The sequence below is a fragment of the Curtobacterium sp. B18 genome (assembly GCF_000333375.1).
GTDB lineage: Bacteria > Actinomycetota > Actinomycetes > Actinomycetales > Microbacteriaceae > Curtobacterium.
The window spans coordinates 1-15,532 of sequence record NZ_BACZ01000487.1; the positions used below are offsets into that span (position 1 = coordinate 1).

Here is a 15,532-nt window from a genome sequence, read left to right on the forward strand (position 1 = left end):
GCCCGGTCTCCTGGAAGCGCTGGGTGACACCGGCCTGGAAGCCCTCGCCACCGGCCAGCTCCTTCACCACGCCCACGCGCAGCCCGCGCAGCGTGTCGGCCTGCAGGCCTTCGCGCGCGGCGGCTGCCATCGAGGGCCAGGCGTCGGGGATGCTCGTGGAGTCCCGGGGGTCGTGCCCGCCGATCACGTCGTGCAGGAGCGCGGCGTCGAGGACGGTCCGGGACACCGGGCCGACCTGGTCGAGGCTGGACGCCAGGGCGATCGCACCGTAGCGGCTGACGCCGCCGTAGGTGGGCTTCACACCGACGGTGCCGGTGACGGCACCCGGCTGACGGATGGACCCGCCGGTGTCTGAACCGAGGGCGAGCGGGGCCTCGTGCGCGGCGACCGCGGCCGCCGAACCGCCGCCGGACCCGCCGGGGATGCGGTCGAGGTCCCACGGGTTGTGCGTCGGGCCGTACGCCGAGAACTCGGTGGTCGAGCCCATAGCGAACTCGTCCATGTTGGTCTTGCCGAGCGGGACGAGACCGGCGGCGCGGAGCTTCGCGACCGGGGTGGCGTCGTAGGGCGGCACCCAGCCTTCGAGGATCTTCGACCCCGAGGTCGTCGGCATGTCCTGCGTGCACAGGACGTCCTTGATCGCGATCGGCACGCCGGCGAGCGGACCGAGGTCGTCGCCGGCGGCACGGCGGGAGTCGATCGACTTCGCCGCCGCGATGGCGTTCTGGTTGACGTGCAGGAAGGCGTGGACGTCGCCGTCCACCGCCTGGATGCGGTCGAGGTGCGCCTGGGTCGCCTCGACGCTCGAGACGTCGCGCGCCACGAGGGCGTCGGCGAGCGCAGCGGCGCTCAGCTTCGTGATGTCGTCAGTCACTGGTCTTCGCCCTACTGTTCTTCGCCGAGGATGGCCGTCACGCGGAACCGTTCGCCGTCGGAGTCGGGGGCGCCCGAGAGTGCCTGCTCCTGCGTGAGGGTCTGGCCCACCACGTCGGGTCGGGTGACGTTGCCGAGCGGCACGGGGTGGCTCGTCGCCGGCACGTCCGGGGTCGCGACCTCGGTGACCTTGGCGACGCTGTCGACGATGTGCGACAGCTCCCCCGTGAGCTTCTCGATCTCTTCGGGCGTGAGTGCGATACGTGCGAGGTTCGCCAGGTGGGCGACCTGCTCGCTCGTGATGTCAGGCATGGTGCTCCGTCGATCGGTTCGTGGATTGCGCACCAGTCTATTGGAGCGTCAGTGGCCCTTCTGCTTCCCCGTCTGCTTCTGGGGAGACTGCTGCTGCCCCTGCTGCGCTGTGGACGTGGAGTCCCCCGGCGTGGAGCCGGTCGGCGTACTGGGCGACCCGTTCGCCGCCGCACCGGCCGAGGAGTCCGACGACCCGTTCGACGACGCGTCCGACGACGAGGTGGACGACGAGCTCGACGACGTGTGGCTGGTCTGCCCGATCATCGCCGCGTTCGGGGTCGGCAGCGTCCCGCCACCGACGGTCTGGTCGAGGTAGGACATCATCGACCTCCCGACGCCGAACTTCGCGCTGTACCCGGTGGTCCCCTGCAGGAACGGCCAGTTCGCGAGGCTCACGCTGCCCTGCACGTTGCCGATCCACGTCGCGTTCGTGTACTTCGTGCTCGAGGTGACGAGCCAGTTCTGCACGTCGCCGTCGGTCGTCCCGGTCTTGGCGAACTTCGGGACGCTGTCACCAGGGTTCGCGCTCGCGGCCGTGCCCGAGCCCGTGAGGACGCCCTGCAGCGCGTAGTCGACCGTGCCGGCCACGTCGGCCGCGACGCCCCGCGTGCAGGACGCGGGCGTCGGGGTGATCGTCGTGCCGTCGGCCTCGGTGACCGAGTCGATCGCGGTCGGCGTGCAGACGACACCGCCGTTCGCGAAGCCCGCGTAGGCCTCGGCGAGGTCGATCGGCGACAGGTTGTTCACGCCGAGGATGGACGACGGGGTCTGTCCGAGCGCGCCGCCGGATGCCGGGTGGATGCCCATCGCCTGGGCGACCCCGGCGATCTTGCACAGGTCGAGCTGCTTGCCCATCGCGGCGTACGCGGTGTTGATCGACTCGGACGTCGCCGCCTGCACCGTCATCGACGCAGGGACCGACTCGGCGTTCGACACCGGCCAGGTGCCGCCGCTGACGTTCTGGCAGGAGTTCGTGAACTCGGAGTTCTGGAAGGTGTGCTCCGTCGTCGACACCGACTGCGACAGCGTGTGCCCGGTCGCGAGCCACTCGGCGAGGGTGAACACCTTGTAGGTGGAGCCGGTCTGGAAGCCGCCGGAGTTGCCGTAGCCGCTGTCGGCGCTGTAGTTGACGGCGGTGGAGCCGGCCGCGCCGGTGTCGCCCTGGGTGTACGCGGTGTTCTGCACCATCGACAGGATCCGACCCGTCCCCGGCTCGACCGTGACGTTCGACCCGCCGACGTCGACGCCCGCCATCGTCGACGGGACGTAGGTCGACAGGGCGGTCTGCGCCCGGGACTGCAGGTCGAGGTCGAGTGAGGTGTGGATCTCGAGGCCCTTGGTGTCGAGCGTCGCGATGCGCTCGGCGGCCGTCTTGCCGAACGCCGGGTCCTGCAGCACCTGATCGCGCACGTAGTCGCAGAAGTAGCCCGCGTCGTACCCGCTCGCGGCCGACGAGCAGCCGTTCGCCGTGGCGGTGATCTTCGGCGTGATCGGCGTCGCCTTGGCCTGGTCGAGCTGCGCCTTCGTGATGTCGTGGTGGACGTACATCCGCTGCAGGACGTAGTCGCGGCGTTCCTTGGTCGCGGCGTAGCCGTTCTTCGCGCCGTTGTCCGTGTTCGTGGGCTGGTCGATGCGCAGGTTCGACGGGTTGTTCAGGATGGCGACGAGCGTGGCGGACTGCACGAGCGAGAGGTCCTTCGCGTGCACGCCGAAGTAGTACTCGGCACCGGCCTCGGCACCGTAGACCCGGCCACCGAGCCCGACGAGGTTGAGGTACCCGGTGAGGATCTGGTCCTTCGAGTACTTCTTGTTCACGGCGATCGCGTACCGCATCTCCTGGAGCTTGCGCTGCGGCGTCACGCCGGCCGCGTCCTGGTAGCAGGCGGCGACCTTCTTCTCGGTGTCGGCCGCGTCCTTGCCGGTGAGCTCCTCGCACTGCTGCACGAGGACGTTCTTGACGTACTGCTGGGTGATGCTCGACCCGCCCTGCACGTCCCCGCCGACGACCGTCGCCGCCGCGCCCCGGAGCGTCCCGACGACGTCGATGCCGCCCTCGTCGTAGAAGCGCGGGTCCTCGGTGTCGATCGCCGCCTGCTTGAGGGACTTCGCCATCGCGTCGGACGCCACCGTGGTGCGGTTCTCGGCGTAGAACGACGCGATCTTGACCTGGTGCCCGTCCTTCGTCGCGTAGACGGACGACACCTGCTGCGGCGTCTGGATGTCGAGGTAGCTCGGCAGGTCCTCGAAGAAGGACACGGCACCGGACGTCCCCTCACCGGCGACGGCGACCGCGGGCGTGACCGCCACGGCGACGAGCATGCCGGCCAGCGCCGACATCGCCACGAACGTCAGGAGAGCACCAGGCCATCGCACCACACGCATGGGGGCACGGTACGAGGGCGGTCTGGACTGGTTCTGCCGCGGAACGAGTCCTGGCTGCGCCCGTGTTCAGGTTGCCACCCAGGATCAGTCGCGGGGCTGGAGGTCCTGTGGTCGCACGAGGTACATGTCCGGCGACGCCTGCGGCATCCCCTCGCCGCCGCGCTCGCCCCGACGCACCTGCTCGCGGACGAGGTCGCCCCGACCGACGGCGATGAGCGCCACGTCGTGCAGCGACGCGGTCCCCGGCTTGAGGTAGTCGTTGTGGCCGACCGGTCGACGGAAGACGTCACCGGCGTCCTGGGCGTCGACGCCGCCGGTCAGGTCGAGCACGGTCGAGCCGAACCCCGCGGCTCCCGGGTCGGTGCCGAAGTACCCGGACCCGGCGACCGGGTCGCTGTGCGCGTCGCCGACGAAGACCTGCCCGCTGCCGACGGCCAGGTCGGCGGCTGAACGGACGTCACTCCCCGGGGACCCCAGGACGGTCAACGAGTCCGCGCGCATCCGTCCGGACGCCAGCGCCATGAGCGCGGTGGTCGACCCGTACGAGTGGGCGACGATGTTCACCCGCGGCTCGTCGCCGGCTCGGACCGCTCGGAGTCCGCCGACCGTGCGCGCGAGCCGGTCGGCACCGGTCTTCGCGAGGCCGAGGGACATGATGTTCGACAGGTCCGGCGTGCGGTAGCCCATCCAGGCCACCACGGCGACGCCGTTCCCCGACCCGGGAGCTGCCAGCCCGGCGACCGTCGCCTGTTCGGTGTACAGGTCGTTCGCGGTGTTCGTGAAGTCCGCCATCTGCCCGGTGACGGTGAAGAACATCCCGGGGACCACGACCGTCACGTCGGCGGCGCTCGCCAGGTCACCGACGGCGATGGCGGCCCGACCGGACCCCCGGGTGTCGAGCGTGATGAGGGAACGGTCCGGGGCGCCGACCTCGTGCACGAGCGCGTCGCGGACCTGGCCGAGCATGCCCTTCACGGCGGCACCGGCGGCGGCGTCGGCGAGTCCGCGGGCGAGGACGGCTCGGTTCGCGCGGTCGCGTTCGGCGTACGGCACGCCGTCGAGGTTGCCGATGACGGACGGTGCGCAGGAGGTCAGCGCCTCGCGCTCGTCGTCGTCGAGTCCCGACCACCAGGCGGCCACCTCGGCGGCGGTCGGCGGGTCGTCCTCGGCGGTCGCGAGCACGCGCCGGTCGCGATCGGCCCGGAACAGGTCCGCACGGTCGAGCGAGGACAGGTCGTCGAGGAACGCCCGACCGTGGTCGACGGTGACGTCGCCCGGCGCGGACGTCGTGCCGGTCCTCGAGACCGGCGCGGACGTCGTGCCGGCCACCGAGACCGGCGCGGACATCGTGCCAGCCACCGAGACCGACGCGGACGTCGTGCCGGCCACCGAGACCGACGCGGCGGGATGTACCCCGGTCATGACCTGTCGGGGTACTGAGGGTCCTTCAGGGACCTCGGCGACGGCGTGCACGACGGCAACCGACTGGACGGCGGGCACGACTGGGGCCTCGACCACTCCGAATGAGTGCATCGAGGCGGTGAGCAGAGCCGCGGCGATGAGCAGCATTCGGGTCTCCCCCGGGAAGGCCGTCCCGTCGCCTCCCTGCAGACGACGAGTGATGCTCCGTCAAGTGTATGGAGAATACCCGTCCGAGGGACGTGCGCGATGCAACTTGTCCCCTGAACTGGGTGCAGGACATGGCGCGCCGCGGTCGCCGGACAGTGCCCGGCCGTGCTCCTGAGCGGAACTCAGCCCTCGGTGCCGCCCTCGGCCTCGTCATCCACCGCGTCGCCGAGCGCCGCCGGCCCCTCGGTGACGAGCACCCGGAACTGCTCGGCGTCGATGATCCGGACGCCGAGCTGCTCGGCCTTCGTGAGCTTCGATCCGGCTCCGGGACCCGCCGCGACGAAGTCCGTCTTCTTGCTCACGCTCGAGGCGGCTTTCCCACCGGCGGCGATGATCGCTTCCTGCGCACCTTCCCTGCTGTACCCCTCGAGAGACCCGGTCGCGACCACCGTGAGCCCGCTGAGCACACCACCCTCGACGGCCGCGGCGCCGGGCCCGGGGTGGCCGGGTGTCGTGAACTGCACGCCGGCCGCCGTCCAGCGGTCGATGATCTCGCGGTGCCAGTCGACCTCGAACCAGTCGAGCAGCGCGTCGGCGATGATGCCGCCGACACCGTCCACCGCGGCGAGTTCCTCGCGCGAGGCAGACCGGATGGCGTCGAGGGAGCCGAAGTGGTTCGCGAGCGCGCGCGCCGCCACCGGACCGACGTGCCGGATGCTCAGGCCGACCATGATCCGCCAGAGCGGCTTGGTCTTCGCGGCGTCGATGTTCGCGAGCATCTCGAACGCGTTCTTCGACGGGTACCGGCTCGGTTCGCCCGTGTAGTCCGCTCCGCGTGCGTCGGGGTCGAACGGCGGATCGGTCTTCTTGCGCGCCCGGCTGAACGGGGTGACCCGCTTCGGCGCACCGTCGTCGGTGGTCTTCTCCATGCCGGTCTCGGCGTCGCGGACGATGACCTCGATCGGGACGATGTCCTCCATCGTCAGGTCGAACAGCCCGGCCTCGGTGTCGAGCGGCGGCTGCTCGGGGTGCAGGGGCTGCGTCAGGGCGGCCGCGGCGACCTCGCCCAGCCCCTCGATGTCGAGCGACCCGCGCGAGGCGATGTGCTCGACGCGTCCGCGCACCTGCGCCGGGCAGCTCTTCGCGTTCGGGCAGCGGAGGTCGATGTCGCCCTCCTTCGCCGGGGCGAGGGGCGTGCCGCACTCGGGGCAGTTCGTCGGCATCACGAACTCACGCTCGCTGCCGTCCCGGAGCTCGACGACCGGCCCGAGCACCTCGGGGATGACGTCGCCGGCCTTGCGCAGCACGACGGTGTCCCCGATGAGGACGCCCTTCGCCTTGACGACCTGCTGGTTGTGCAGCGTGGCCTGACGGACGACCGAGCCCGCGACCTCGGCCGGGGCCATCACCGCGAACGGTGTCGCGCGACCGGTCCGGCCGACGCTGACGACCACGTCGAGGAGGGTCGTGTGGACCTCTTCCGGCGGGTACTTGTACGCGATCGCCCAGCGGGGTGCGCGCGAGGTCGACCCGAGTTCCTCGTGCAGGGCGAGGTCGTCGACCTTGATCACGATGCCGTCGATCTGGTGCTCGACCGAGGCACGTCGCTCGCCGTAGTCCTTGACGAAGGCCAGCACCTCGTCGATGGAGTCGAAGACCCGGTAGTGGGAACTCGTCGGCAGGCCCCACGTCGCGAGGAGCTCGTAGACCTCGGACTGTGCGCGGACGTCGGTGTCCCGCTCGAGTTCGGGGACGGGCCAGGCCCCGATGCCGTGCACGAGCATGCGGAGGCGGCGCAGCCGGTCGACCATGAGTTCGCGCTTCGCCTCGGACTTGCCCTCTTCCTTCTGGCGGAGGGACCCGGCGGCGGCGTTCCGCGGGTTGGCGAACAGCCGCTCGCCCGCGTCGCGCTGCCTGGCGTTGAGTTCGTCGAACTGCTCGACCGGGAAGAAGATCTCGCCACGGACCTCGACGATCGGCGGGTGGCCGGAGCCGGACAGCCGGTCCGGGATGGTGCCCATCGTGCGGACGTTGCCGGTGACGTCCTCGCCGACGACGCCGTCGCCGCGGGTCGCGGCCGAGACGAGCCGACCGTTCTCGTACCGCAGGTTGATCGCGAGCCCGTCGATCTTCAGCTCGGTGAGGAAACGGACACGCTCGGCGCCGGCGTCGCGCTGCACCTTCACCGCCCAGTCGACGAGTTCGTCGGGGCTGAACACGTTGTCGAGGCTGAGCATGCGCTCGGCGTGCTCGACCGGCGCGAACTGCACGGTCTGCGCCTGCCCACCGACGGTCTGCGTGGGGCTGTCGTCCGTCAGCAGCTCCGGGAAGCGCCGCTCGATCGCGTCGAGTCGGTGGACGAGCGCGTCGTAGTCGCCGTCCGCGACCGTCGAGCCGTTCTCGTCGTAGTAGGCGTGCCGCAGGTCGTTGATCAGCGACCGCAGCCGGTCGACCTCGCGCTGCGCCTGCGCCGCGTCGAGTGCGGCGGGGTCGATCGTCTCGAACGTCGAGTCCGCGGGCGTCGTGTCGCTCATGCCTCCAGTTCTACCGGCAACCACCGACCGGACGCGCAGCGACCGGTCGGCCGGGAGCGTCGAGCGCTCAGACGGTGGCCGGGACCGCCGAGACCGTGGCGTCGATCGTGCACTGTCCGAGCACCCGGGTGCCGACGTAGACCACCGCGGTCTGCCCCGGCGCGACGCCCGAGAGCGGCTCGTCGACGTCGATGACCAGCTGGCCGTCGGCCACCCGCGCGGTGGCCGGCACCGGGTCGGCGTGCGCCCGGATCTGCACGTCGCACGCGAACGGCACGGCGGGGTCGGCCGGTGCCGTGCCCGCCCAGGTGAAGCGCGACCCGGACATCGAGGTCACGTCGAGCGCCTCCTTCGGGCCGACCACGACGGTGTTCTCCTTCGGGCGGATCTCGAGCACGAACCGGGGCTTGCCGTCCGGTGCCGGTCGACCGAGGTGCAGCCCCCGACGCTGTCCGACCGTGTAGCCGGTCGCACCCTCGTGCGCGCCGACGACCGTGCCGTCGCGCTCGACGACGTCGCCCGGTGCCGTGCCGACGCGGTCCGCCAGCCAGCCGCGGGTGTCGCCGTCGGGGATGAAGCAGATGTCGTACGAGTCGGGCTTCTGCGCCACGGTGAGTCCGCGGGCGGCGGCCTCGGCACGGACCTCGTCCTTCGAGGGCGTCGCGCCGAGCGGGAACATCGCGTGCTGGAGCTGCTCGGCGGTCAGGACGCCGAGGACGTACGACTGGTCCTTCGCCCACGCCGCCGAACGGTGCAGCTCGCGCGCCCCGTCCGGACCGGTGACGATCGAGGCGTAGTGCCCGGTGCAGACCGCGTCGAACCCGAGGGCGAGCGCCTTCTCGAGCAGCGCCGCGAACTTGATCCGCTCGTTGCACCGCATGCAGGGGTTCGGCGTGCGACCGGCCTGGTACTCGGCCACGAAGTCGTCGACGACGTCCTCCTTGAACCGGGCCGAGAAGTCCCACACGTAGTACGGGATGCCGAGCGCGGACGCGGCGCGCTGGGCGTCCATCGAGTCCTCGATCGTGCAGCACCCGCGGCTGCCGGTGCGGAGGGTCCCGGGCATGCGACTCAGCGCGAGGTGCACGCCGACCACGTCGTGCCCGGCGTCGACGGCCCGTGCCGCGGCCACCGCCGAGTCGACCCCACCGCTCATCGCCGCCAGAACTCGCATGCCTCCAGGGTAACCCGCCGCCGAAGCGGTACCGCGGGCGTACCGTTGCACGAGCGATGACCTCCGAGACCCCTGCCTTCGACTTCCGGTCGGTCCTGCTGTCCGGTTTCCTGCCCGCCGCGCTCTTCGCGATCGGCGAGGGCGCGATCATCCCGATCATCCCGATCGCCGCGGACTCCCTCGGCGCGAGCCTCGCGTTCGCGGGGTTCGTCGCGGCCCTGATCCTCGTCGGCGAGCTCATCGGCGACGTCCCGTCCGGCGTCGTCGTCGCCCGGATCGGTGAGCGCAACGCCATGATCGGCGCCGCCGTGGTGTCCGTCGTCGGCCTCCTGGTCTGCACGATCGCGCCGAACCCGTGGGTCCTCGCCCTCGGGGTGTTCCTCGTCGGTGTCTCCACCGCGGTCTTCGCGCTCGCCCGGCACGCGTACATGACCACCGCGATCCCGCTGCACATCCGGGCCCGGGCGCTGTCGAGCCTCGGCGGGGTGTTCCGCTTCGGGTACTTCGTCGGCCCGTTCATCGCCGCCGGTGTCGTGCACCTGACGGGCACCACGCAGAGCGCGTTCTGGATCCACATCGTCTGCTGCCTGCTGGCCGCGCTGACGCTCGTCGTCCTGCGCGACCCGGCGACGGGCGCACGCGGCTTCCGGAGGCCGAGCCGCGCCTCCCGGCCCGCGACGGACGACGCGAGCGACGGGACCGTCGCGACCACCGCCGACACGACCGGCCGACCGGCCGCGACCGAGCCGCCGACCGACACCGGGGCGCAGTTCGTCCAGGAGGAAGCGCACGGCCTCTTCCGCACCATCCGCGCGAACCGGGCCGTCCTCCTCCGACTCGGCAGCGGCGCCGGCCTGATCGGCGCGCTCCGCGCCGGCCGCCAGGTCATCCTGCCGCTCTGGGCGGTCAGCGTCGGGCTCGACGACTCCACCGCGGCCCTCGTCATCGGCATCGCCGGAGCCGTCGACTTCGCGCTGTTCTACACGAGCGGGCAGATCATGGACCGGTGGGGACGGCTCGCGAGCGCCCTGCCCTGCATGGTCGGCCTGAGCATCAGCTACTTCCTGCTCGCCTGGTCCGGACACCTCGACGCCCGAGTCGGGTGGTTCGTCGCGATCGCGATGGGGATGTCGCTCGCGAACGGCGTCGGGTCCGGCATCCTCATGACGCTCGGCGCGGACCTCGCGCCCCGGGACCACCCGGCACCCTTCCTCGGCGCCTGGCGGTTCACCGGGGACTTCGGGCAGGCCGCTGCGCCGCTCCTCATCTCCGGCGTCACCGCCGTCGCGTCGATCGCCGTCGCGAGCGGGGTGATGGGCGTCCTCGGCCTCGTGGGTGCCGGCATCCTGCTGCGGTACGTGCCGCGGTACCTCCCCCGGACGCTGCGCTGACGCTCCGGCGTCCGCCGGCGGGTCCAGGAGGCGCGGCTCGCTCCCGGCACGCCGGTCGCCCTCGGTAGACTGCCGCTGCTCGCGGGAGTGGTGGAATCGGTAGACACGCAGGATTTAGGTTCCTGTGCCCCTGGCGTGAGGGTTCGAGTCCCTCCTTCCGCACCAGAGGTTGCGTCCTCACGCATCTCATACCACCGAGGGACGTTGCCGTCATCCGCGGACGGTACCCTCGTCCTGCGGGACGACTCCCCGTGCCCCGCCTCCACGACCGGAAGAACCATGCACTCCGTCGCACTCGCCCTGATCCCCTGGCTGGATCCGCAGTACATCCTCGACAACTTCGGGGCCATCGCCGTGTTCGTGGTGTGCGCCATCATCTTCGCCGAGACCGGGCTGCTGGTCGGCTTCATCTTCCCGGGCGACAGCCTCCTCGTGATCACCGGCCTCTTCGCCTTCGACCGCGGCGGCGAGATCGGCGGCATCCCGGTCTGGGTCGCGGCGCTGATGATCGCTGCCTCGGCGTTCCTCGGCGGCGAGCTCGGCTACTACATCGGCAAGAAGGCCGGCCCCCCGATCTTCGAGCGCAAGGAGAGCGGGCTCTTCTCGAAGGCCAACGTCGACCGCACGAACGCGTTCTTCCACCGCTTCGGACCGCTCGCCGTGATCCTCGCCCGCTTCGTCCCGGTCGTGCGGACCTTCCTGCCGATCGCCGCCGGTGTCGGCCGGATGAACTACAAGAAGTACTCGCTGTACAACGCGATCGGCGCCGTCATCTGGGGCGTCGGCGTGACGTTCCTCGGGTACTTCATCGGGCACATCCCGTTCGTCGCGCACATCGTCCGCGAGTACATCGACATCATCCTGCTCGCGGCCGTCGTCGTGACGGTGGTGCCGATGGCGCTGACGTACGTGCGGAACGCACGCAGGGCCAAGCGCGACGAAGCCGCGGCCGAGGCGGGGACCGAACCGCAGCACTGACGGTCCCGTCCTGCCGGACAGGAGGCGCGNTGCCNNNTGNNACCTCNCCTCCTGTCCGTCCGCTTCGTCGCTTCGCCGCTGCGCCGCCGGGTCGTCGCTTCGCCGCCGAGCGGGCGAAGTACGTCCCCCTCGGCGCGTCCAGTCGACACGTTCCGCCCGCTCGCCGGCGCGCGTACGGCGTGTTCTGCCCGCTCGACGCCGGCCCGGTCCGGCGGCCGTGCCGCCGCTTTCGCCGCGCGGTCGCGCGACCGCGCGGGCGCTTCGCACAACCAACGACACCCGGAACCACGTCGCGACGTGGTTCCGGGTGCCGTTGGTTGTGCGCCGTCGCCGGCGCGCGTGACCGTCAGACGCCGAAGTGTTCCCGCACCACGGGCGCGATCCCGCGGAACGCCTTGCTGCGGTGCGAGAGCGCGTTCTTCTCCTCGCGCGTGAGCTCCGCCGACGACCGGTCGGAGTCGTCGGACCGGAACACCGGGTCGTACCCGTGCCCGCCGGTCCCGGTCGGCTCGGTCAGCACCTCGCCGTTCCACACCGCCTCGACCACGTGCTCCTCGCCCTCGGGCGTGACGAACGCCGCCGCGCAGACGAAGGCCGCGGTCCGCTCCAGCACGCCCTCGAGGTTCCGCAGCAGCAGCGCGATGTTGTCCGCATCGACCCGGGTGCCGGCGTAGCGCGCCGAGTGGATGCCGGGCGCACCGCCGAGCGCGTCCACGGCGATGCCGGAGTCGTCGGCGAGCGCCGGGAGGCCCGTGTGCGCGACCGCTGCGCGTGCCTTGATGAGGGCGTTGGCGGCGTAGGTGTCGCCGTCCTCGACCGGCTCCGGGCCGTCGTAGCCGATGAGCTCGACACCTTCGCCCAACGCCGAGCCGAGGATCTCGCGCAGTTCGACGACCTTGCCCTGGTTGTGCGTCGCGAGGACGACGGTCCCGGTCACAGTCCGAGCACCTCGCGCTGGATGGCCGCGAGGGACTGGTTGCCGGCGAGCCCGAGGTCGAGCAGCGTGTTGAGCTCGTCGCGGTCGAACGGCGCGTGCTCGGCCGTGCCCTGCACCTCGATGAACTTCCCCGACCCGGTGGTGACGATGTTCATGTCGGTGTCGGCGGCGGAGTCCTCGGTGTACGCGAGGTCGAGCATCGGCTCGCCCTTGACGATCCCGACGGAGATGGCCTGCACGCTGTCGAGCAGCGGGGTCGCCTTCTTCCCGACGAAGCCGCGCTCGCGGCCCCACTCGATCGCGTCGACCATGGCGACGTACGCGCCGGTGATCGACGCCGTGCGGGTACCGCCATCGGCCTGCAGCACGTCGCAGTCGATGACGAGGGTGTTCTCGCCGAGGCCCTTGGTGTCGACGACGGCACGCAGGGAGCGTCCGATGAGGCGCGAGATCTCGTGCGTGCGACCGCCGACCTTGCCCTTGATCGACTCGCGCTGCATGCGCTCGTTCGTCGAGCGGGGCAGCATCGAGTACTCGGCGGTGACCCAGCCGGTGCCCTTGCCGGCGAGCCAGCGCGGGACGCCGTTCGTGAAGGACGCGGTGCAGAGCACCCTGGTGTTGCCGAAGGAGATGAGCGCGCTGCCCTCGGCCTGCGTGCTCCACCCCCGCTCGATCGTGACGGGACGGTGGTCGGTCGCGGTGCGGCCGTCGATGCGGAGCGTGTCGGTCATGGGGTCCTTTCGATGCGGGGCAGCGTGATGGCCCCGGTCTGGAGGTGGCCGACGCTGGAGACCTCGGGGCCGAGGAAGCGTCGGGCGAGTCGGATGAAGCCGTTCTTGTCGTCGCCGGTCGCCTCGAACGAGTAGGTCGGCGGCTCGGTGGTGGTGCGTTCGAGTCCGTGTTCGACGAGTCGGCGGTACACGTCGTTGGCGGTCTCCTCGGCGCTGGAGACGAGCGTCACGTCCGGACCCATCACGTACTGGATCGCTGCGGACATGAGCGGGTAGTGGGTGCAGCCGAGCACGAGCGTGTCGACGTCTGCAGCCCGGATCGGTGCGAGGTAGCCCGCTGCGACCTCGCGGAGTGCCGGGGAGGAGGTGTCCCCGGCCTCGACGAACTCGACGAACCGCGGGCAGGCGGCGAGGCTGAGCGTGATGTCCGAGGCGACCGCGAAGGCGTCCTCGTAGGAGCGCGAGGCGATGGTGCCGACCGTGCCGATCACACCGATGCGTCCGGTGCGGGTCTGCTTCACGGCGGCGCGTGCGGCGGGCTGGATGACCTCGACGACGGGGATGCCGTACGCCTGCTCGTACCGTTCGCGGGCATCCCGGAGCACGGCGGAGGACGCGGTGTTGCACGCGATCACGAGCGCCTTCACCCCCTGCTCGACGAGGTCGTCCATCACCTCGAGCGCGTAGCGGCGGACGTCCGCGATCGGCTTCGGACCGTACGGCGAGTGCACGGTGTCGCCCACGTACCGGATGCTCTCGCGCGGCAGCTGGTCGATGATGGCGCGGGCCACCGTGAGCCCGCCGACCCCGCTGTCGAAGACTCCGATCGGTGCATCCGTCACGACACCAGCGTACCGACGCGCGGCCCCGCCCTCCCCGCCCGCTCCGCGAGCGGGCGGAACGCGCACTGCTCGGCACCCGAGCGGGACACACTTTGCCCGCTCGCCCCGCAGCACCCGCCGGTCCCCCGCGACCGGGCGGAATCCGCACCGCTCGGCGCCCGAACGGGAGACACTTCGCCCGCTCGCCCCGCTCGCCCCGCCGCACCCGCCGGTCCCCCGCGAGCGGGCGGAATCCGCACCGCTCGGCGCCCGAACGGGACACACTTCGCCCGCTCGCCCCGCAGCACCTTCCGGACCGCCTGGAGGCGCGACCTACCCCCGCCAGGCCGAGCCGCGCCTCCAGGCCGTCACCTCCACCCCCGCACCCGGCCGTCCCGCGAGCGGGCGGAATCCGCACCGCTCGGCGCCCGAGCGGGACACAATTCGCCCGCTCGGGCGCCCGCTCGCGCGCCCGGTCGCGCGCCCGCTCGCGCCGCCGCACCCGCCCCGGCGGCCGGGGGCGCCGCCGCGCGGACCGCACCTCGGAGGCCGCGCGACACTAGTGTCGGAGAGGTGACCAGCGCGCTCCTGACGGACCAGTACGAACTCACCATGGTCGACGCAGCCCTCAAGGACGGCACGGCCGACCGCCGCTGCGTGTTCGAGGTCTTCGCGCGCCGACTGCCCGACGGACGCCGCTACGGGGTCGCCGCGGGCCTCGGCCGGTTCCTCACCGCGCTGACCGACTTCCGGTTCGGCGACGAGGAGATCGCCTTCCTGCGCGACCGCGGAGTCATCGACGCCGGGACGGCCGCGTACCTCGCCGACTACCGGTTCACGGGCGACATCCGCGCCTACCGCGAGGGCGAGGTGTTCTTCCCGAACTCCCCCGTCCTGCAGATCGAGGGCACCTTCGCCGAGGCGGTGGTCCTCGAGACCCTCGCACTCAGCATCTTCAACGCGGACAGCGCGATCGCGAGTGCGGCGGCGCGCATGGTCTCGGCGGCCGACGGACGCCCGCTCGCCGAGATGGGGTCGCGCCGCACGGGTGAGTGGAACGCGGTCGCCGCCGCCCGGGCCGCGTACATCGCGGGCTTCGGGGCGACGAGCAACCTCGAGGCCGGGCGCACCTGGGGCATCCCGACGATGGGCACCGCGGCGCACGCGTTCACGCTCCTGCACGACACCGAGGAGGACGCCTTCCGCTCGCAGATCGACGCCCTCGGGACCGGCACGACGCTCCTCGTCGACACGTACGACATCGAGGCCGCGGTCGACACCGCGGTCCGGCTCACCGACGGCAAGCTCGGAGCGGTCCGCATCGACAGCGGCGACCTGCCGTCCGTCGTGGCCTCGGTCCGGGCGCAGCTCGACCGGCTCGGCGCGACCGAGACGAAGATCACCGTCACGAACGACCTCGACGAGTACACGATCGCGGCACTCCGCGCGGCCCCGGTGGACTCCTACGGCGTCGGGACCTCGGTGGTGTCCGGCTCGGGGCACCCGGCCGCGGGCATGGTGTTCAAGCTCGTCGCGCACCGCGACGCGAGCCACCGCGACGCGAGCCACCGCGATGCGAGCGAGGGCGGAACCGGAGGCGACTGGGTCCCGGTCGCGAAGAAGTCGGCCGAGAAGGCCACGGTCGGTGGCCGCAAGCAGGCCGGTCGCCGGCTCCGCAACGGCATCGCCACCGCCGAGGTCGTGCTCACCTCGGGGCAGGTCGGCCCGGACGAGCGCCCGCTGCTCGTCCCGGTGGTGACGAACGGCGAGGTGGACCCGGCGTTCCTCGGCGTGCAGGGCGTCGAGGCGGCCCGCGCGCACCACAAGATG

At 71.7% G+C, this 15,532-nt stretch carries 12 protein-coding genes and 1 tRNA gene; 4 read left to right on the forward strand and 9 right to left on the reverse strand.

Annotated elements, in window-relative coordinates:
* The 6 genes from I5E_RS12945 to mnmA form a co-directional block, all read right to left on the reverse strand.
* A partial coding sequence (locus I5E_RS12945) for an amidase (RefSeq protein WP_022907358.1) occupies window positions 1-874 on the reverse strand: 874 nt, incomplete at its 3' end.
* An 11-nt stretch (window positions 875-885) separates the two neighbouring features.
* A complete protein-coding gene (gene gatC, locus I5E_RS12950; RefSeq protein ID WP_022907359.1) occupies window positions 886-1,185 on the reverse strand; it encodes an Asp-tRNA(Asn)/Glu-tRNA(Gln) amidotransferase subunit GatC in 300 nt (99 codons plus the stop codon).
* Window positions 1,186-1,233: 48 nt separating this feature from the next.
* Window positions 1,234-3,567 (reverse strand): transglycosylase domain-containing protein, encoded by a 2,334-nt coding sequence (locus tag I5E_RS12955; protein ID WP_022907360.1) that lies wholly within the window; start codon window positions 3,565-3,567, stop codon window positions 1,234-1,236.
* Window positions 3,568-3,651: 84 nt separating this feature from the next.
* The gene (locus tag I5E_RS12960; protein WP_148286965.1) at window positions 3,652-5,067 is read right to left on the reverse strand and encodes an alpha/beta hydrolase; all 1,416 of its coding nucleotides are present in this window, start codon (window positions 5,065-5,067) and stop codon (window positions 3,652-3,654) included.
* Window positions 5,068-5,318: 251 nt separating this feature from the next.
* Window positions 5,319-7,670 carry an NAD-dependent DNA ligase LigA gene (gene ligA, locus I5E_RS12965; protein ID WP_022907362.1) on the reverse strand — a complete coding sequence of 784 codons (2,352 nt, stop codon included), beginning with the start codon at window positions 7,668-7,670 and terminating at the stop codon, window positions 5,319-5,321.
* A 67-nt stretch (window positions 7,671-7,737) separates the two neighbouring features.
* Window positions 7,738-8,844: a tRNA 2-thiouridine(34) synthase MnmA gene (gene mnmA / locus I5E_RS12970; protein ID WP_031262649.1), complete on the reverse strand. Its 1,107-nt coding sequence runs from the start codon at window positions 8,842-8,844 to the stop codon at window positions 7,738-7,740.
* Between the two features lie 56 nt (window positions 8,845-8,900).
* Here mnmA and I5E_RS12975 point away from each other — a divergent pair, with 56 nt between their 5' ends.
* The 3 genes from I5E_RS12975 (at window position 8,901) to I5E_RS12985 (ending at window position 11,213) form a co-directional block, all read left to right on the forward strand.
* A complete protein-coding gene (locus I5E_RS12975; RefSeq protein WP_022907364.1) occupies window positions 8,901-10,235 on the forward strand; it encodes an MFS transporter in 1,335 nt (444 codons plus the stop codon).
* Window positions 10,236-10,316: 81 nt separating this feature from the next.
* Window positions 10,317-10,400, forward strand: a tRNA-Leu gene (locus I5E_RS12980).
* A 114-nt stretch (window positions 10,401-10,514) separates the two neighbouring features.
* Window positions 10,515-11,213 (forward strand): DedA family protein, encoded by a 699-nt coding sequence (locus I5E_RS12985; RefSeq protein ID WP_022907365.1) that lies wholly within the window; start codon window positions 10,515-10,517, stop codon window positions 11,211-11,213.
* A gap of 346 nt (window positions 11,214-11,559) precedes the next feature.
* On the opposite strand, the gene rdgB is transcribed toward I5E_RS12985, so the two are convergent.
* From rdgB to murI, 3 genes are read right to left on the reverse strand one after another with little or no spacing between them, the layout of a single operon-like run.
* A complete protein-coding gene (rdgB, locus tag I5E_RS12990) occupies window positions 11,560-12,150 on the reverse strand; it encodes an RdgB/HAM1 family non-canonical purine NTP pyrophosphatase (RefSeq protein ID WP_022907366.1) in 591 nt (196 codons plus the stop codon).
* Window positions 12,147-12,881 carry a ribonuclease PH gene (gene rph / locus I5E_RS12995; protein ID WP_022907367.1) on the reverse strand — a complete coding sequence of 245 codons (735 nt, stop codon included), beginning with the start codon at window positions 12,879-12,881 and terminating at the stop codon, window positions 12,147-12,149. The genes rdgB and rph overlap by 4 nt, the downstream gene beginning before the upstream one ends.
* Window positions 12,878-13,723, reverse strand: coding sequence for a glutamate racemase (murI, locus tag I5E_RS13000; RefSeq protein ID WP_022907368.1), 846 nt, complete (start codon window positions 13,721-13,723; stop codon window positions 12,878-12,880). The genes rph and murI overlap by 4 nt, the downstream gene beginning before the upstream one ends.
* A 552-nt stretch (window positions 13,724-14,275) precedes the next feature.
* On the opposite strand from murI, the gene I5E_RS13005 reads away from it, so the two are divergent.
* Window positions 14,276-15,532: nicotinate phosphoribosyltransferase (locus I5E_RS13005; protein ID WP_022907369.1), on the forward strand; the 1,257-nt coding region annotated here is incomplete at its 3' end.